Below are 17,148 nucleotides of genomic sequence, written 5' to 3'. Positions count from 1 at the left end.
CGTCACGCCTCCGCAATGCCGCCTCCGCAACGCCCGCCCCCGGCCGGTGTAGCGGAGCACGTCAGGCGTTGTTGAGGTAGGTGAGGACGGCGAGGACGCGGCGGTTGTTGTTGCCGTCGTCGGTGATGCCGAGCTTGCCGAAGATCGAGGTCGTGTGCTTGCTGATGGCGCTCTCGCTGAGGAAGAGCCGCTGGCCGATGGCCTGATTGGACAGCCCCTCGGCCATGAGGCCCAGCACGTCGTGTTCGCGTTCCGTGAGCCGTTCGAGCCGCCGGTTCGACGACCCGCTGGACAGCAGTTTGGCGATGACGGCCGGGTCCATTGCGGTCCCGCCGCCGGCCACCCGCTCCAGGGCGTCGACGAACTGATCCGCGTCGAACACGCTCTCCTTGAGGAAATAGCCGATGCCGCCGGTGCCGTCGGCCAGGAGTTCGCGGGCGTAGAGCTGTTCGACGTGCTGGGAGAGGATCAGGATCGGCAGTCCGGGCACGCGGCGGCGGACCTCGAGAGCCGCCCGCAGGCCCTCGTCCGACTGGGTCGGCGGCATGCGGACGTCGACGACCGCGACGTCCGGCCGCTGGGTCAGCAGCACGTCGAGCGTCTCCGGCCCGGTGGTCGCCGTCGCCACCACCTGGTGCCCGTACGCCTCCAGGAGGCGGACCATCCCGTCGCGCAGGAGGTAGAGGTCTTCGGCTACAACGATTCGCATGGCACGACCATTCTCACGTGGGTCGGACCGCCCGCCGGGCTCGTGATCTCCAGGGTGCCGTCGAAGACCGCGAGGCGGCGGCGCAGCCCGTCGAGTCCGCCACCCGGCCGCACCCCGGCACCGCCCGTGCCGTCGTCCGCGACGTCGACGACGATGCCTGCGCCGGTGCCGGTACTGGTGCGGGCGATGGAGATCCCGGCGTGGGTCGCGCGGGCGTGCTTGGCCGCGTTGGTGAGCAGTTCGGCCACGCCGAAATACAGGGCGGACTCGATCGGCGGATCCGGACGCGGCCCGAGGTCGGCGCTGACGGCGGTTTCGAGGGGGCTGTCCAAGGCGAGAGCGCGAACGGCGTCGACGAGCCCGCGCTCGGTCAGCACCGGCGGGCTGATGCCCCTGACCAGGTCGCGGAGCTCGGCCAGGGACGCGGTGGCCCCTGCTCGCGCCTCCCGCAACAGCGCCTTGGCCCGGTCGGGGTCGGTCTCCATCAGCTTCTCCACGGTCGCCAAGGAGATCCCGAGCGCGACCATGCGCGCCTGCGCTCCGTCGTGCAGGTCCCGTTCGATGCGCCGGATCTCGGCGGCCTGCGCGACCGTCGTGTCCGCGCGCTGGGCCGTCAGCTCATCCACCCGGTCCGCGAGCGCCATCGCCGGCGACGGCCGCAGCAACCGGACGGCCACCGGCCGGACCGGCCGCCAGGCGTACGGGGCGGCGCCGATCGCCACGACCACGCCGAGCACCCCGATGAGACGCATGGCAGGCGCCGGGTGAGCGAACCCGACGACCGCCGCCACGACTCCAGCCGGCGGGACGGCCGCCATCACTCCCAAAGTGAACGGAGCGATCACCGCGAACCGCAGGTCACGCCAGGTGGCGGGATCACTCCACCAGAGCCGCATCCTCTGGTCCCGGCGAGCGTCGCGGCTGGTGCGCTCGTAGGAGAACCCGTTCCACCAGTACCCGGTCGACATGCGCACCACCGGCGCCGCCTGCCGATATCCGGGGGGAATGACGGTGCCCGTCCACTTCGCCACGACGGAACGGGTCATCCGGCAGATCGGGCGGGACAGGGCGAGGGTGCCGACGCACGCCCACAGGAGCGGCGCCAGCCCGGGCCACGGGTTGCCGCCCCACCACCACATCCACAGCCCCGCGGCGGCGGCCCACACGGCCGGGACCAGCATGCTGACGACCAGCACGACGCACGTTCGCACGAACCCTGCGGCGGCACTCACCGGCCACGACACCAGCTGTCGCATGAGCCTTCCTTCGTACTCCACGACCCCGGTTTCCGAGGCGGTTCGGCAATGCGCCCGGTCCGGGCCGGTACGGCGTGATGTTTCCACTGTGTACCGCACAGAGCCCTGCGCCCAGCCGATCGCCCCCGGAGTGGGTCTGGCCCCACCCCTCCGTACGTCCAGACGCATACCGCCCCGCCCGTGCCCTCCCTAGCGTCGAGACCACGACGAGAAGGAGGAGAAAGACATGAGCACCATCGACGACTCCCGCACCCACGAGGCCTTCGACCTGGCGAAGAAGTGCGTCACGCTCTCCGGCATGATCTGCGGCATCACCCTCGCGACGGTCGCCGTGCTGTCGATCGTCGATCAGCCGGGAACCACGTTCATGTGGGCCCGGGCGGTCATACTGCTCGCCATCGCCCCGATGCTCCACCGGATGATCGTGCGTGCTTCGCAGGGGTCGCGGCGCAGCTTCGAGCGCATGCGCGTCATTACGGTCACCATGCCGATCGCGATCATCGGCGTCGACCTGATCCCCGGCATCTGCCCGGCGTGGTACGCCGTGATGCAGGCCATGAGCGTCCTGCCCCTGATCGCGGTCGCCTTCATCCTCAGCGGACCCGGACCCCGCGCCGCCTTCCCCAAGACGCGGTGAGCACCCGGGGACCGCGGCGCCCGGCCGGCGAGCCGGACGCCGCGACCGTAACGTCAGGCCGGCGGGGTGACCGCTCGGCCGAGGTGCCGGGCGAAGAACCGGACCGCGCTGTCGGCCTCGAACCTGGGCAGTTCCTTGTGCCTGCCCGCGTTGGCGTGCAACGTCTTCTCCTTCGAGGCGAAGGCATCGAACAGCGCGAGAGCGGCCTCGCGCGAAATGTGCTCGTCGTCCCACTGCATGTCGAACTCGATCGGGACGGTGATCTGCTTCGCCTTCTCGACCAGGACATCGGGCCAGTGCTGGCCGAAGACCGCGGCCGTGATCCTGGGTTCGACCGCCACGAGCGGTATGCCGATCGCGGTGCCCATGTTGATGCCGAAGTAGCCGACCGGCTTGTCGGCGCCGATCTCGGGAAGTTCCTGGAGCGCGTCCAGAGTCGCCCGCCATTCGGGCACGGCGAGCTCCGCCAGGTGGGCGTTGTAGCGGACGACGATCGGTCCTTCGGGCTCGCCCGCCGCCCTCGCCCGGAACAGCTCGGCGATCTCCTGCTCGTCGTGCGCAGTGCGCGGCCGGTCGCCGTGACCGGGCGCGTCGATGACGGCGACGTGGAAGCCGCAGCCGGCCACGAGGAGGCGGGCGCGGCCGGCCATCGCCGGATGCTTCTTGTGGTTGCCGCCGCCGTGGCCCATCAGGACCAGGGGCGCCCGCTCGGCGCCGGGAGCCGGCGACCAGAGAACTCCGGGGACGTCGCCCACGGTGAAGTCGCGTTCGACCATGCCGTTCGAGGACGACGCGGCGGTGAACTGCAGAGAGTGCACAGGTGTTGCCTTTCGGGAGAGCCTTGTTGTCGAGGCGCTCCCGGCGACACCTATGTCAGTCGCCCGGCCGTGGTGGGAAGGGGGAGCACCCACGTCGATCCTGCGTTCATGGGTCTCACCTCCTTGGGCGGGTCACGGTCACCGGCACGCTACCAGGCTCGTCGATCGTCTCTCGAACCCTTTTCAGCGGCCGGGGACGGAGGCGGGTTGGCCGGCGTCGAGGCGGTCGCGCTGCGGCACGACGGTGTACCTGGGGTCCTTGGCCGAGGCCCGGCCCGCCTCCAGCACGCCGAACCGGGTGCACAGGGCCCCGGCCGTGATCGCGAGCCCGGACAGCGCGGTGAGGGTCCGGCTACGCCCGGCGACCGTGGCGAGCAGGCCGCCGCCGAGGGTGAGCGCGCGGGAGGCCCGCATGAGTCTGCCCGCCCTGCCCTCGCGGTACGGCTCGCCGACGAGACCGAGGCGGCGCTCCATCAGCCCGCCGGCGACGACCTCGGCCATGGCGCCCGCCGCCGCGGCGGCGCGGGCGGGCCCGGCCAGCGCCCGGGGCGTGGTCAGCATCAGGGCCGCACCCGCGGAGGCGAGCGCGCTCCCCGAGAACAGGAACGGCAGCTCCCGCATCCCCTCGTGCCAGGCGGGGACCGCCGTGTCGGCCAGCAGGACGGCCGTGTACGTGGCCATCGCCACCCCGGTCAGGCCGCTCGCGAGCGTCGCGGCGTCGCCCGCGAGGGGCAGCAGGCCGGTCACCGCGGAGCCCGCCGCGACGCCGGTCAGCCCGCTGTGGGCGGCCAGCGTCCAGGAGCCGACGCTCATCGGCGAGGTGAGCTTGAACACCCGCAGCATGTTGAGGAAGCGCATCGGCCTGCCCAGCTCGGCCACCAGGAAGACGGTTCCGGCGCTCGCCCCGGCGAAGGCGGCCATCCGAGCGGCCAGTTCCAGCCGATCCCGCCCGGTGAGGCGGGCGGCCGCCGCCATCGCGCCCGCCGCGCCGGACAGCCCGCCCAGGTAGAGGTACGCCGGCATGTGGGGCTCGTGCCAGATGGGCGGCTTGAGGACCGGCTGGCCGTAGTACGACCGGAACTCGGCGTCCGGCACCATCTCGTCCCGGCGCCTCGGCATCAGGTCCTCCCCACAGAAACGATCACGGCTTCCTCCCGGCGAAGCACACGGCCACGCCTGCGGCGAGGGCGAGCGCCGCCCCGCCCGCCCAGCGCCACATCGCGGGCAGGTCGCGGGTGGTCACCACGGGATCCGGCGGCAGGCCGTACGTCTCCGGCTCGTCCAGCAGGAGGAAGAACGCGCCCGTGCCGCCCACCCCGTTGTCGGGATCCGCGCCGTACAGCCGGGCCTCCGTCGTGCCCTCGGCGTGCAGCCGTTCGACCCGTTCCTCGGCCCGCTGCCGCAGCTCGTCGAGCGGCCCGAACTGGATGGACTTCGTCGGGCACGCCTTGGCGCAGGCGGGCTCCATGCCGCCGCGCAGGCGGTCGTAGCAGAGCGTGCACTTCCACGCCCGGCCGTCGTCCTCCCTGCGGTCGATCACCCCGTACGGGCAGGCGGGCACGCAGTAACCACAGCCGTTGCAGACGTCGGCCTGCACGACGACGGTGTCGAACTCGGTGCGGAACAACGCGCCGGTGGGGCAGACGTCGAGGCAGGCGGCGTGGGTGCAGTGCTTGCACACGTCCGACGACATCAGCCACCGGCCGTCCTGCTCGACGAACGCCACGTGCCGCCAGGTGCTCGCGCCGAGCGCGCCGGTGTTGTCGTAGGAGGTGGCCCGGAACACGAACCCGTCGTCCGGCACGTCGTTCCACTCCTTGCAGGCCACCTCGCAGGCCTTGCACCCGATGCAGACGGTCGTGTCGGTGAAGAACCCCATCCGCTCAGCCATCGCGATACCTCTCGATCAGGTCGAGCAGCGCGGAGCCGCGCGGACGCCGCCCCGGCAGGACGTCGCAGGTGCCGGCCTTGCTCTCCTGGATGTAGACGTTCGGGTCGAGCACGATCGGCAGAAGATCGTTGACGATGTCCCCGGTGATCACCCCACCGCTGCTGTATCCCCAGTGGTACGGCATGACCACCTGGTGGACGGTCCGGCCGTTCAGCCGCAGGGGCCGTACGCGGCCGGTCACGAGCACGCGCAGCTCGATCGCGGTCCGCGCGGTGACGATCGTCGCCCAGGCGCCGTTCTCCAGGCCGAGCTCCTCGGCCATCTCCCGCGACACCTCGCAGAACGCCTCCGGCTGGAGCTCCGCGAGGTAGGGCAGGGGCCTGCTCATGGCGCCCGTCGTGTGGTGCTCGGTGAGCCGGCTGGTGGTGTAGACGTACGGGAACCTGGGCGACAGCGCCGGGTTGTACGGGTTCTCCGGGCGGTCGACGGTCCGGCGGGCCGGGTTGGCCTGCTGCCCGTACAACGCGTTGCGCACCGGCGACTCGTGCGGCTCGTAGTGGGTGGGCAGCGGCCCGTCGGACAGGCCGGACGGGACGTACAGCCAGCCCCTGCCGTCCGACTGCATGATGAACGGGTCGGTCCCGGCCAGCGCGTGCTCGGCCTTGGCTCCCTCGGGCGGCCGGTAGTCCGGCGCCTTGTCCTCCTCGAAGTCCGGCACGTCGGGCCCGGTCCACTTGGCGCCGTCCCAGTAGACGTACTTCTTCCGTTCGCTCCACGGGCGGCCCTGCGGGTCGGCCGAGGCGCGGTTGTAGAGGATGCGCCGGTTCGCCGGCCAGGCCCAGCCCCATTCGAGGGCGACCGGTCCCTGCTCGGTGTGCGGCGTGCGCCGGGCCGCCATGTTGACCCCGTCGGCGTACACCCCGCAGTAGATCCAGCAGCCGCAGCTCGTCGAGCCGTCGGGCTTCAGCTCGCGCAGCGACGCCAGCAGGCGGCCGTCGGCGGCCGTGCCGTTGATCTCGCGCAGGACGGCCGCGGCGTCGGGATCGCGCTGCGCGCCGATCTCCGGGTAGTCCCAGGTCAGCTCCCTCGCCGGCCGGTCGATGTCGTCGTCGCCGAGCCGCTGCCTGATCCGCTTGCCCAGGTGGTAGTAGAACCACAGGTCGCTGCGGCAGTCGCCCGGCGGGTCGAGGGCCTTCTCCCGCCACTGCAGCAGCCGCTGGGTGTTGGTGAACGTGCCCTCCTTCTCCACGTGGCTCGCGGCCGGCAGGAAGAAGACCTCGGTGCCGATCTCCTCGGTCCGCAGCTCGCCCGTCTCGATCTCGGGCGCGTCCTTCCAGAACGTCGCGGTCTCCACCAGCATGAGGTCGCGGACCACCAGCCAGTCGAGGTTCGCCAGGCCCAGCCGCTGCGCCTTGCCGTTGGCCGAGCCGACGGCCGGGTTCTCGCCCACGACGAAGTAGCCCTTGACCGTGCCGTCGATCTGGCCCATCACGGTCGCGTAGTGGCCGTGGTCGCCGGTCAGCCGCGGCAGGTAGTCGAAGCAGTAGTCGTTGGCCTCGGTCGCCGCGTCGCCCCACCACGCCTTGAGCAGGCTGACGACGTACGCCCGCCTGTTGCCCCACCAGCCGGTGTCGGCGCCCTCCTGTTCCAGGTAGTGGTCGAGGCTGTCGTGCCGGTGGGCGTGCGGCATCGCGATGTATCCCGGCAGCAGGTTGAACAGGGTCGGGATGTCGGTGGAGCCCTGGATGCTCGCGTGCCCGCGCAGCGCCATGATGCCGCCGCCCGGGCGGCCCATGTTGCCGAGCAGGAGCTGCAGGATCGCGGCGGCCCTGATGTACTGCACGCCGACCGAGTGCTGCGTCCAGCCCACGGAGTAGACCCACGCCGTGGTCCGCTCCCGGCCCGAGTTGGCCGTGACCGCCTCGGCCAGCTCCAGGAACAGCTCCGGCGGGATGCCGCACAGCTCCTCGACCATTTCCGGCGTGTAGCGCGAGTAGTGCCGCTTGAGTATCTGGTAGACGCACCGCGGGTCGGTCAGCGTCGGGTCGCTCGGCGGCGTCGCGCTCGCGCCGGCGCCGCGCGCGCCGTACGAGTCGGACCCCGCCGCCTCCGCGTGGCGCTCGCCGCCCTCGACCGGCTCCTCCTCCCCGGGCACATCGCCCTCGTACGCCCAGGTCGACGGGTCGTACCTGCCGGTCTCCTCGTCGAAGCCGGAGAACAGGCCGTCGAGGTCCTCGGTGTCGCGGAAGTCCCTGTTCACCAGGGTCGCGGCGTTCGTGTACGCGAGGACGTACTCGCGGAAGTCGAGCCCGTTCGACAGCACGTAGTTGATCAGCGCTCCGAGCAGCACGATGTCGGTGCCGGCGCGGATCGCGAGATACCTGTCCACGGTCGCGCTGGTCCGGCTGAAGCGCGGGTCGATGTGGAAGACCTTCGCGCCGCGCGCACGCGCCTCCATCACCCACTGGTACCCCACCGGATGGCACTCGGCCATGTTGGAGCCCTGGATGACGATGCAGTCAGCGTTGGCCAGGTCCTGCTGATACTGGGTCGCGCCGCCACGCCCGAAGCTGGTCCCCAGACCGGGGACGGTGGAGGAGTGTCATATGCGCGCCTGGTTCTCGACCTGGATCGCGCCGAGGGCGGTGTAGAGCTTCTTCATCAGGTAGTTCTCTTCGTTGTCGAGCGTCGCCCCGCCCAGGCCGGCGATGCCCAGAGTCCTCCTGACCTCCTGCCCCTCGTGCGTCTGCTGCCAGGTCTCGCGCCGGGTCCGCACGACCCGGTCGGCGATCATGTCCATCGCGGTCTCGAGGTCGAGCGGCTCCCACTCGGTGCCGTGCGGCCTGCGGTAGAGGACCGTCGTCTGACGGCCGGGATGGGTGACGAGCTGCTTGCTGGCCGATCCCTTCGGGCAGAGCCGCCCGCGCGAGATCGGCGAGCCGGGGTCGCCCTCGATCTGGGTGACCCTGCCGTCCTTGACGTAGACGAGCTGGCCGCAGCCCACGGCGCAGTAGGGACAGACGGAACGCGCGACCGTATCGGCCCCCTCGACCCGGGGCCGTAGAGCGTCCGTACGCGCCGAGCGCGCCGCCTGCCCTCTGCCGTCCTCTCCCTTGAGCTGCCGGATCACCGGCCAGCGGGAGAGCCATCCAGCACCCACGACGCCTCTGATGCCCCGGTGATGACGGTCTAATCATGAGAAATCGCCGTGTCTTCCGCCGCCTGCCGTGCCGTGACCGCGTGGAGGTAGCCGCGGGCGAGCGCGCGCCGCCCGGACGAACGGTGCAGCTCGCCGAGCAGCCGCCGCGTGGCCGCCTCCCCGCTCCGGTCGCCGAGCTGCCGGAAGATCGCCAGCGAGCTCTCCAGCCGGGCCGAGCCGTGCCGCCAGTCACCCCTGGCCGCCTGGAGCCCGCCCAGGCCCTGCATCGCGTACGCCGCGCAGTGCCGGTCGCCGAAGCCCTCGAATATCGTCAGCGCGCGGCCCTGGGCACGCATCGCCCGCCCGGTCTCCCCCGCGAGGTCGTGCAGGCGGCCGATCTGGAGCGACACGCAGCCCTCCCGGTGGGCGTCGCCGAGCTCCCGCGCCATGCGCAGCGCGCCGCCGAGCCAGTCGGCGGCGCCGTCCAGGTCGCCCGCGCTCAGGCAGGTGCGCCCGAGCGCCTGCCGGGCGTACGCCTCGCCCGACCGGTCGTCCAGCGACACGAACATCCCGAGTGCCCTGCGGAAGTGCCGGGACGCGGCGGCCCTGTCGCCCCGGAACTGGCCGACCGCGCCCAGCCCGCAGACCGAGACGGCCTCGCCTCTGACGTCCCCGAGCGTGCGGAAGAGCACCCGGGAGCGGCGGAACATGCCGGCCGCCTGGGCGTACCTGTCGTGATACAGGGCCACCTGGCCGAGTCCCCGGAGCATGGCGGCCTCGCCCGCCCGGTCCCCGGCGGCGCGGGCGGCCTCCAGGGCGACGCGGTGGGTCTCCGCCCAGGCGCCGAAATGACAGCGCAGGTCGAAGTAGGGCACGAGCGCCGCCGCCAGGCCCCAGGCGGCGCCGGCCAGCCCCGCCTCCGCGGCCAGCCGTACGGCCTCGACCAGGGTCTCGTGCTCGGCGCCGAACCAGGAGACCGGATCGGCGGCGACCCGGCGCAGGGCGTCGTCGGGCAGCCGCCAGCGCCGGGCGGCGGGCGAGGCCAGCCGGAAGACCGTGGTGGGCAGCCGGGCCGTTGCGTGTTCCGCGGCGGCCGTCCAGCCCGCGACCACGCGCGCCAGCGCCGGCATGTCCACCTCCCCCGCCTTGTCCCTGGCGTCGACGCGCAGCAGCTCGGGCAGCCTGTATCGGGGCTGGCCGAGGAGGTCGGTCCCCACCGGGCGCAGCAGGTTCGCGTCGACCAGCACGTCGGTCACGTCGTCGCTGCGGTGCCGGTCGAGCACGGCGTCGACCACCCAGCCGGGCAGCGGCCGGGTGCCGAGCAGGCCGAGCGCGCGGAACGTGCGCGCGGCGTCGTCGGGCAGGAGGCGATAGCTGCGGTCGAAGGACTCCCGCACCTCCAGGTCGCCGGCGCGCAGCTCCGCGAGCCTGAGCGTCTCGTCGTCGAGCCGCCGCCGCAGCACGGCCGGGGACCAGCCGGGACGGGCCGCCAGCCGGGCCCCGGCCACCCGGATCGCGAGCGGCAGCCGGCCGCAGGCCCGCACGATGGCGACGGCCTCCTCCGGCTCCCGCTCCAGCCGCTCCGCGCCGACGATCGCCGTCAGCAGCTCCAGCGCCTCCGACTGTGGCAGGACGTCCAGGTCGATCCTGGCGGCGCCGGGCAGCTCGGTGATGCGGCGCCTGCCGGTGACGACGACGGCGCTGCCGCCGCCCGGCAGCAGCGGCCGCACCTGCGCGGCGCCCGCCGCGTCGTCGAGCACGACCAGCATCGGCCGTTCGGCGAGCAGCGTGCGGTAGAGCGCGGCGCGCTCGTGCACCGTGGGCGGCAACGGCTCCGCCGCGCCCAGCGCGCGCAGCGCCTCGGCCAGCAGCTCTCCCGGCTCGACCGGCGACCAGACGCCGCCGCTGGGCGAGACGGCCCCGCCAGGCTGCGCGGTGTTGCCGGGCTGCGCGATGTTGCCAGGCTGCGCGGTGTTGCCGGGCTGCGCGGTGCCGCCCAGCGACAGGAAGAGCTGGCCGTGGGGGTACGCCTCGCGGACGGCGTGCGCACAGCGCACCGCGAGCGCGGTCTTGCCGACGCCCGGCGGCCCGGTGACGACGGCGACGCCGCCGGGGGCGAGCGCCCGGGTCAGCTCCGCCGCCTCGCCGGTCCGCCCGGTGAAGTCCACCAGGTCCGGCGGCAGCTGACGCGGCACGACGGGGAGAGCGGGGTCGGCCGGGGAACCGGAAGCGCCTTGCGGCGACGCGCCGCCGGAAGGGCCGGAAACGATGGCGAGTGCGGGTTCGGTGGGGAGACCGTGCGGGGCGGGCGGTCGTGGGGGCGGCTCTCCGGCGAGCACGGCCTCGTGCGCCCGGCGCAGCTCGGGGCCGGGTTCGACGCCGAGTTCGGTCACGAGGTGCTCCCGGATCGTGCCGAAGGCGCGCAGCGCCTCGCCCTGCCGCCCCGACCAGTGCAGGGCCAGCATGAGCCTGCGCCACAGGTCCTCGCGGAAGGGGTGGTCGGCGACCAGGGCGCGCAGCTCCCCGACCGCCTCGCCGTACTCTCCGGCCGCCATGAGCAGCTCGACCAGGTCTTCCGCGGCGCGCAGCCGCGCCTGGGCGAGCCGTTCGAGCCTGCGGTCCCACAGCGACCTGCCGGGCAGGTCGGACAGCGGGACGCCCTGCCAGAGCGCCAGCGCCCGTGCCAGCAGGTCGGCCGCCTCGTCCGGCCGGCCCCGCGCCCGGCACTCCCGGGAGGCGGCCACCCGCTCCTCGAAAAGCAGCAGGTCGAGCTCGTGCGGCGGCAGCTCGATCGCGTACCCCGACCCGAGGGCCCGGATGCGGGCCGGGGCCCGCCCGAGCTCCGCGCGCAGGGCGCTCGCGTACGTGCGGAGGTTGGCCGCGGTCGAGCGCGGCCGGTGGTCCGGCCACAGCACCTCGGCGAGCTCGTCGCCGCCGACGGTGCGGTTGGCGTGGAGGAGGAGGGTGGCCAGGAGCATGCGGGGTTTCGGCCCGCCGAGCCGTGGCGCCGTGCCCGGCAGGCGGACCTCCAGCGGACCGAGCACGCTGAACGTGGGCTTCTCGACTGTCATGACCGCGTTGCTCCCCCTGTCGAAGGACCGGTTCGCCATGACTCGCCCACCCTTTGTACCGAATTCTTGATGTTTTTTGTGCGGCAGATTCCGACTCTTTTTGGTCATGAGACTCAAATCGCTTGTCACGGCGGGCCTCGCGGTGGTCCTCGGCCTCGCGGTCGGCGCCGCCACCGCCCCGGCGGCCTCGGCGGCGGGTGCGCGCCCGGACTTCCAGATGCCGTTCCCCTGCGGTCAGGTGTGGACGGGCAACTCCAGCGCCAGCAGCGCGCACCAGTCGTACGAGATCGACTTCAACCGGGGCAGCACGGCCGACGCCGACTACGGCGACACGGTCGTGGCCGCGGCGGCCGGCACCGTGGTCATCTCGGCCCACCAGGGCTCGACGAACGGCTTCGGCAACCTCATCAAGATCGACCATGGTGGCGGCTGGTTCACCTACTACGCCCACCTGAGCGTGCGCTCGGTCAGCGAGGGAGCCCACGTCAACCAGGGCCAGAAGATCGGCGAGGTCGGCAACACCAGCAAGCCGGGCAACAACATCGCCCCGCACCTGCACTACGAGGTGCGCACGAGCGACACGTCCTACCCCGCCAACATCCAGAAGGCGGTGTTCAACGGGGTCACCTTCGGCTACCCCGCGCAGACCGTGACCTCGCACAACTGCGGCGGCACGTCGGCCAACCCGTACACCCCGCAGGAGGTCTGCGGCAGCGGCTACTCGGTGATCGACTCGGCCGCCCTCGGCACGGCCGGCACCGTCTACCTGCTCTACAACTCCGGCAACGGCTACAACTGCGTCGTCACGATGAAGAAAACGTCGCTCGGCACGGCCACCGCGACCACCGCCTACCTGGAGGTCCAGGGCAAGAGCCGGGTGACCGACTCCGGCAGCTACGGCTACTACGCCGGACCGGTGCGCGCCTCGGCCGCCGGCACCTGCGTCAAGTGGGGCGGCAAGGCCGGCTCGTCCACCTACGACAGCGCCTTCGAGCACTGTGGCTGACCCTCACCGGCTGACTCCCATGACCGGATCCCTGATCGTCCGCGCGCCCCGGCGCACTGCCCTGATCGCCGTGGGCGCGGTGACGCTCCTGCTGTGCCTGGCCGGGCTCGTCCCGGCCGGGCCGGCCTCGGCCGCCGAGGGCCCGCTCGCCACCGCCTTCACGCGGGCGGCTGCGGCCCACGGCGTGCCCCGCGACCTGCTCGTCGCGCTCGCCTACGCCGAGACCCACCTCGACGGCCATGACGGCAGGCCGAGCGCGAGCGGCGGCTATGGCGTGGCGCACCTGGTCAGCAATCCCACGCTGCACACCCTGGAGGAGGCGGCACGGCTCACCGGAGCGCCGGTCGCCTCGCTCAAGGCCGACGACGCGGCCAACGTCGCGGGCGCGGCGGCCGTGCTGCGGGCCGGGGCAGACGCCCTGGGCCTGGACGCCGCCGCCCGCGCCGACGCCGATCGCTGGTACACCGCCGTCGCGCGCTACGGCGGGGCGAGCACGCCCGAGGTCGCCCGGCTGTACGCCGACGCCGTCTACGACCTGCTGTCGGCCGGGTTCAGCGCGCGGACGCCGGCGGGCGAGACGATCACGGTGGCCGCCCGCCCGGCGCATCCGGACCGGGGAGCCCTCGCGAACGCCCGCGACCTCGATCAGCCGGAGAACCGCACGCTCGCCGCGGCGGCCGTCGACTACCCCGGCGCGACGTGGGTGGCGGCCAGCAGCGCCAACTATGCGGTGTCCGACCGGCCGGCGAGCGACTCGATCGACCGCATCGTCATCCACGTCACTCAGGGCTCGTACGCCGGGACGATCTCCTGGTTCCAGAACCCCGCCGCCCAGGTCTCGGCGCACTACGTCGTGAGGTCCTCCGACGGCGCGATCACCCAGATGGTGCGGGAGAAGGACCGGGCCTGGCACGCGGGCAACTCCGACTACAACCACCACTCCATCGGCATCGAGCACGAGGGATACGTGGACGACGCGTCCTGGTTCACCGACGCGATGTACCGCTCCTCGGCCGCCCTCGTCCGCTCCATCGCCGCCCGGTACGGCATCCCCACCGACCGGTCCCACATCGTGGGGCACTCCCAGGTCCCCGGGTCCGACCACACCGATCCCGGGCCCTACTGGGACTGGACCACCTACATGCGGTACGTCACGGGCGGCGGCGGAACCGGGAACCCGTACACGCCGGAGCAGGTGTGCGGCACCGGCTACTCGGTGATCGACTCGGCCGCCCTCGGCACGGCCGGCACCGTCTATCTGCTCTACAACTCCGGCAACGGCTACAACTGCGTCGTGACCCTGAAGAAGACCTCGCTCGGCACGGCCACCGCGACCACCGCCTACCTGGAGGTCCAGGGCAAGAGCCGGGTCACCGACTCCGGCAGCTACGGCTACTACGCCGGACCGGTACGGGCGGCGGCGGCCGACAAATGCGTCAAGTGGGGCGGCAAGGCCGGCTCATCCACCTACGACAGCCCCTTCGAGCACTGCGGCTGACCTCTTCCGGCATCCGTCCAAAGCACGACCCGGGCACGATCCGGGGCAACGACCAAGGGCCCCCGCGCGCCGCACCGCGCGGGGGCTCTCCGATGGAGTTCGAGAGATCTGTGAGAGCGTGGGCCTCGCGGGGTGTAGAGCCCGCAGGGAGGGCAATAAGGGCCTGATCCGGCACGCTTCGTGGGCGATCCATCGCGCCCGCGGAAACCACCCTCACGCAGAGGACATCGATGAGCGATCAGCCGCCCGAGTGGGCGAAAAATCTTGAGAAGGCGGCGATCGAGGCGGCCAGGACCGTCGAACGCGCCGGCCGGGCACTCGGCAAGGCGGTGGAGCAGGCAGGGCGCACCGCCAAGGCCCAGGCCGCGATGGCGGCCGCCTACCAGGCCGACCTGGAAGCGCTGGAGAGGGTGCTGCGGGCCCTCCCCGCGGAGCAGGTCAGGGACATCTCGGCGGCCGCGGCGGTCGTCACGGCGACCGCCGACCAGGTGCTGGCCCAGACGCCGAAGGACGACCTTTGAGCCGGTGCGGCTCCGGCCCCGAATCGGCGGGGCAGGAGTGGCGCGCCGATATCCACAGCCTGTGGACGGCCACCCGAGGCTGTGGTTTTCCGCACCCCTGATGTGAGGCGAACCGGAGGAGGCCCGGCGGCGCCCCTCATGGTGACCGCGTCGCCCGGCTTCTAGCGTCATCGGCATGGAAACCGCGGAAATCGGAGGGATCGCCGGGTGGGCGATGGAGCTCACCGAACGCCTGGGCGCGCCGGGCGCGGGCGTCGCGATCGCCCTGGAGAACCTGTTCCCCCCACTGCCCAGCGAGGTCATCCTGCCGCTCGCCGGGTTCACCGCCGCGCGCGGGGACATGAGCCTGCTCGCGGCGCTCCTGTGGACGACCGCGGGCTCCGTCGTGGGGGCGCTCGCGCTGTACTGCGTGGGCGCGCTGCTCGGCCGGGAGCGTACGGTGGCCATCGCGGCACGTCTGCCGCTGGTCAAGATCTCCGATATCGAGAAGGCGGAGGCGTGGTTCGCCCGGCATGGTGTGAAGACGGTGTTCTTCGGGCGCATGATCCCGATCTTTCGCAGTCTGATATCGGTCCCCGCCGGTGTGGAACGCATGCCGCTCGGCACCTTCCTCCTGTTCACCACGCTCGGGAGCCTGATCTGGAACACCGTCTTCGTGCTGGCGGGTTATCTGCTCGGCGAGCACTGGCACCTCGTCGAGAACTACATGGGGATCGTGTCCAAGGTGGTGGTGGCGGCCGTCGTGCTCGTCGTCGCCCGGTTCGTGGCCGTACGGCTGCGGGAACGGCGCGGCCACGGACGCCATGCCCGTTGACCAGCCGCTCCCCGGGCAGGCTCGCCTGCCGCCCAGAGCGGCGCCAACCGCCGCGAAGGAGCCGATGAACGTCGCACGCGCCCTCAGGATCCTCGCAGCGCTGATCATCGGCACGCTGACGGCGGTCGTCGAGCTGGCCGGCCTGCTGGTGGCCGCGCCGCTGGCCCTGCTCTGCCTGCCGCATCCCGCCGCGCGGCGCGCCGGGGAGCGCCTGCTGCGGGCCGTGGCCGTGCCGCTGGCCCGGGCCGAGATCCGCAGGCTCGGCCTGCTCGGCGGCCTCGACGTCACCGTCGGGACCGGCCGGGTCGCCGGGTATCTCGCGGCCCGATGGCCGGTCGGCCTGCTCGGCGGACTCGTGCTCTTCCTGCTGGTGGTGGGCGTGAGCACATCGGTGCTCTTCGTGTGGGGCTGGGCGCACGGGGAGAGCCCCGACGGCATCCCGCCGACTCCCGGCATCCTCGCCTATCTCGGGGTGGCCGGGATCGTCCTGCTGTTCCTCGACATCATGGGCATCCAGGGCGTCGCCGCCCTCGAACTGCGGGTCGCCCGGCGCTTCCTCGGCCCCAGCCCCACCGAGCTGCTGGAGCGCCGCATCGACGAGCTGGCCAGGACCCGCGCCGGCGTCGTGAGCGCGGTGGACCAGGAGCGGCGCAGGATCGAGCGCGACCTGCACGACGGGGTGCAGCAGCGGCTGGTGGCCCTCGCCGTGCTGATCGGGCGGGCCCGGCGGGGGCGCACCCCGCAGCTGCGCGACGACCTGCTCCAGCAGGCCCACGAGGAGGCCCAGGAGGCTCTGCGCGAGCTGCGCGAGGTCGCCTGGCGGGTCTACCCGGCCGAGCTCGACACGCTCGGGCTGCGCGAGGCCCTGTCCGCCGTCGCCGAGCGGGCCGGGGTGCCCGTCACGGTCGCGTACGGCCTGACCGCGCACCCGCCCACCGAGGTGGAGACGGCGGTCTACTTCGTCGTACGGGAGGCCGTGACGAACGCCGCCAAGCACGCGGCGGCGGGGCAGGTGCGGGTGGAGATCCTGGAGGACGGGGACACGATCGTCGTACGCGTGCGCGACGACGGGCGGGGCGGCGCCGACCCCGGTGGAGGCGGCCTGTCCGGGCTGGCCCGCAGGGTCGCCGCCCTGGACGGCCGGTTCCGGGTGGACAGCCCGCCCGGCGGCCCGACCGCCGTGAGCGCGGAGCTGCCCCGCGCGTGACCCCGGGCCGAAGGCCGGACCCTCCCGCGGAGAGGACTCGTCCGGCCACCCGCCGAGCACGGGCGCCGATCGGCTGTCGGCGTACGCGCGTCGCATGGCCGCCTCCAGACCGGTGACTGATCGCCGTACGGCGTTATCGTCAGCGGCATGACCGCTCGCTCGCTCGGGAGAACGTGGCCGTTCTAAGGAACCTTTAAAGGTGGCTGAAACCACGCCAGAGGCCGCGATGTTTGCGTTGTCCCCACGACGCCGGCACTCGCCCGGCGCGCTCCGTGGACGAAAGGCATCACGATGATCAAACGCACGCGGCTGGTCGTGGCCACGATCACGCTCGCCACGCTGGCCGCGACCGGTACCGCCGCGGCGGCCGGTCCGGCCCCGACACCCGGCGCTGCGAAATCCGGCTCCGCGACGGTCAAGGTAGACGGGAGATCCAGGGCGGGCGCGGATGCCGATTTCGCCGCGATCGCGGCCAAGCTCGGCGTGACGACCGAGCGGCTCGACGCCGCACTGGTCGCGGCAAAGACGTCGCTGGCCAACTCGGCCGGCGTCACGCCGGACGCCTTCATCGCAGCGGTCGC

The 17,148-nt window shown here is 72.7% G+C and carries 13 protein-coding genes and 1 pseudogene; 7 read left to right on the top strand and 7 right to left on the bottom strand.

All coding sequences use genetic code 11. The features are described 5' to 3' along the window. Positions 1–61: 61 nt before the first annotated feature. A complete protein-coding gene (locus tag BXA11_RS30795; protein WP_076440153.1) occupies positions 62–709 on the bottom strand; it encodes a response regulator transcription factor in 648 nt (215 codons plus the stop codon). Then, positions 694–1,965 (bottom strand): sensor histidine kinase, encoded by a 1,272-nt coding sequence (locus tag BXA11_RS30790; RefSeq protein ID WP_076440151.1) that lies wholly within the window; start codon positions 1,963–1,965, stop codon positions 694–696. Before BXA11_RS30790 ends, BXA11_RS30795 begins: the two co-directional genes overlap by 16 nt. A gap of 226 nt (positions 1,966–2,191) precedes the next feature. Between BXA11_RS30790 and BXA11_RS30785 the strand changes: the two genes are divergently transcribed. Next, on the top strand, positions 2,192–2,602 hold the full coding sequence (locus BXA11_RS30785; RefSeq protein ID WP_030509724.1) for a hypothetical protein: 411 nt from the start codon (positions 2,192–2,194) through the stop codon (positions 2,600–2,602). A 53-nt stretch (positions 2,603–2,655) separates the two neighbouring features. On the opposite strand, the gene BXA11_RS30780 is transcribed toward BXA11_RS30785, so the two are convergent. The 5 genes from BXA11_RS30780 to BXA11_RS30755 form a co-directional block, all read right to left on the bottom strand. Next, positions 2,656–3,420 carry an alpha/beta hydrolase family protein gene (locus tag BXA11_RS30780; protein WP_076440149.1) on the bottom strand — a complete coding sequence of 255 codons (765 nt, stop codon included), beginning with the start codon at positions 3,418–3,420 and terminating at the stop codon, positions 2,656–2,658. Positions 3,421–3,603: 183 nt separating this feature from the next. Beyond that, a complete protein-coding gene (gene nrfD / locus BXA11_RS30775) occupies positions 3,604–4,539 on the bottom strand; it encodes an NrfD/PsrC family molybdoenzyme membrane anchor subunit (RefSeq protein ID WP_239105136.1) in 936 nt (311 codons plus the stop codon). 22 nt (positions 4,540–4,561) lie between these two features. Next, positions 4,562–5,311 (bottom strand): 4Fe-4S dicluster domain-containing protein, encoded by a 750-nt coding sequence (locus BXA11_RS30770; protein ID WP_076440147.1) that lies wholly within the window; start codon positions 5,309–5,311, stop codon positions 4,562–4,564. Next, complete coding sequence (fdh, locus tag BXA11_RS30765; RefSeq protein ID WP_239105137.1) at positions 5,304–8,471, bottom strand: formate dehydrogenase; 3,168 nt, start codon at positions 8,469–8,471, stop codon at positions 5,304–5,306. The genes BXA11_RS30770 and fdh overlap by 8 nt, the downstream gene beginning before the upstream one ends. Before the next feature lie 29 nt (positions 8,472–8,500). Next, a complete protein-coding gene (locus BXA11_RS30755) occupies positions 8,501–11,521 on the bottom strand; it encodes an AfsR/SARP family transcriptional regulator (protein ID WP_083744707.1) in 3,021 nt (1,006 codons plus the stop codon). Between the two features lie 106 nt (positions 11,522–11,627). Here BXA11_RS30755 and BXA11_RS30750 point away from each other — a divergent pair, with 106 nt between their 5' ends. The 6 genes and pseudogenes from BXA11_RS30750 to BXA11_RS30725 form a co-directional block, all read left to right on the top strand. Continuing rightward, positions 11,628–12,527 carry a M23 family metallopeptidase gene (locus tag BXA11_RS30750; protein ID WP_076440312.1) on the top strand — a complete coding sequence of 300 codons (900 nt, stop codon included), beginning with the start codon at positions 11,628–11,630 and terminating at the stop codon, positions 12,525–12,527. 19 nt (positions 12,528–12,546) lie between these two features. Next, positions 12,547–14,025 (top strand): N-acetylmuramoyl-L-alanine amidase, encoded by a 1,479-nt coding sequence (locus BXA11_RS30745; protein ID WP_076440143.1) that lies wholly within the window; start codon positions 12,547–12,549, stop codon positions 14,023–14,025. 230 nt (positions 14,026–14,255) lie between these two features. Further along, complete coding sequence (locus tag BXA11_RS30740) at positions 14,256–14,546, top strand: hypothetical protein (protein ID WP_030509715.1); 291 nt, start codon at positions 14,256–14,258, stop codon at positions 14,544–14,546. 175 nt (positions 14,547–14,721) lie between these two features. Next, positions 14,722–15,360 (top strand): DedA family protein, encoded by a 639-nt coding sequence (locus tag BXA11_RS30735; RefSeq protein WP_076440141.1) that lies wholly within the window; start codon positions 14,722–14,724, stop codon positions 15,358–15,360. Positions 15,361–15,424: 64 nt separating this feature from the next. Continuing rightward, entirely contained in the window at positions 15,425–16,567 is a 1,143-nt protein-coding gene (locus BXA11_RS30730) for a sensor histidine kinase (protein WP_076440139.1), read from the top strand. Positions 16,568–16,858: 291 nt separating this feature from the next. Then, positions 16,859–17,148, top strand: a pseudogene (locus tag BXA11_RS30725) (hypothetical protein); the annotation flags it as partial.

The sequence above is a fragment of the Microbispora rosea genome, from assembly GCF_900156315.1.
GTDB classification, from domain to species: Bacteria; Actinomycetota; Actinomycetes; order Streptosporangiales; family Streptosporangiaceae; genus Microbispora; species Microbispora rosea.
This window is presented reverse-complemented; position numbering and strand designations above follow the sequence as displayed.

Bases quoted from the DNA above. Each gene is read 5' to 3' on its own strand.
- BXA11_RS30785 (WP_030509724.1), top strand. From the start codon at position 2,192: ATGAGCACCATCGACGACTCCCGCACCCACGAGGCCTTCGACCTGGCG.
- BXA11_RS30790 (WP_076440151.1), bottom strand. From the start codon at position 1,965: ATGCGACAGCTGGTGTCGTGGCCGGTGAGTGCCGCCGCAGGGTTCGTG.
- BXA11_RS30730 (WP_076440139.1), top strand. From the start codon at position 15,425: ATGAACGTCGCACGCGCCCTCAGGATCCTCGCAGCGCTGATCATCGGC.
- BXA11_RS30770 (WP_076440147.1), bottom strand. From the start codon at position 5,311: ATGGCTGAGCGGATGGGGTTCTTCACCGACACGACCGTCTGCATCGGG.
- BXA11_RS30750 (WP_076440312.1), top strand. From the start codon at position 11,628: ATGAGACTCAAATCGCTTGTCACGGCGGGCCTCGCGGTGGTCCTCGGC.
- BXA11_RS30745 (WP_076440143.1), top strand. From the start codon at position 12,547: ATGACCGGATCCCTGATCGTCCGCGCGCCCCGGCGCACTGCCCTGATC.
- BXA11_RS30735 (WP_076440141.1), top strand. From the start codon at position 14,722: ATGGAAACCGCGGAAATCGGAGGGATCGCCGGGTGGGCGATGGAGCTC.
- BXA11_RS30755 (WP_083744707.1), bottom strand. From the start codon at position 11,521: ATGACAGTCGAGAAGCCCACGTTCAGCGTGCTCGGTCCGCTGGAGGTC.
- nrfD (WP_239105136.1), bottom strand. From the start codon at position 4,539: ATGCCGAGGCGCCGGGACGAGATGGTGCCGGACGCCGAGTTCCGGTCG.
- BXA11_RS30795 (WP_076440153.1), bottom strand. From the start codon at position 709: ATGCGAATCGTTGTAGCCGAAGACCTCTACCTCCTGCGCGACGGGATG.
- BXA11_RS30740 (WP_030509715.1), top strand. From the start codon at position 14,256: ATGAGCGATCAGCCGCCCGAGTGGGCGAAAAATCTTGAGAAGGCGGCG.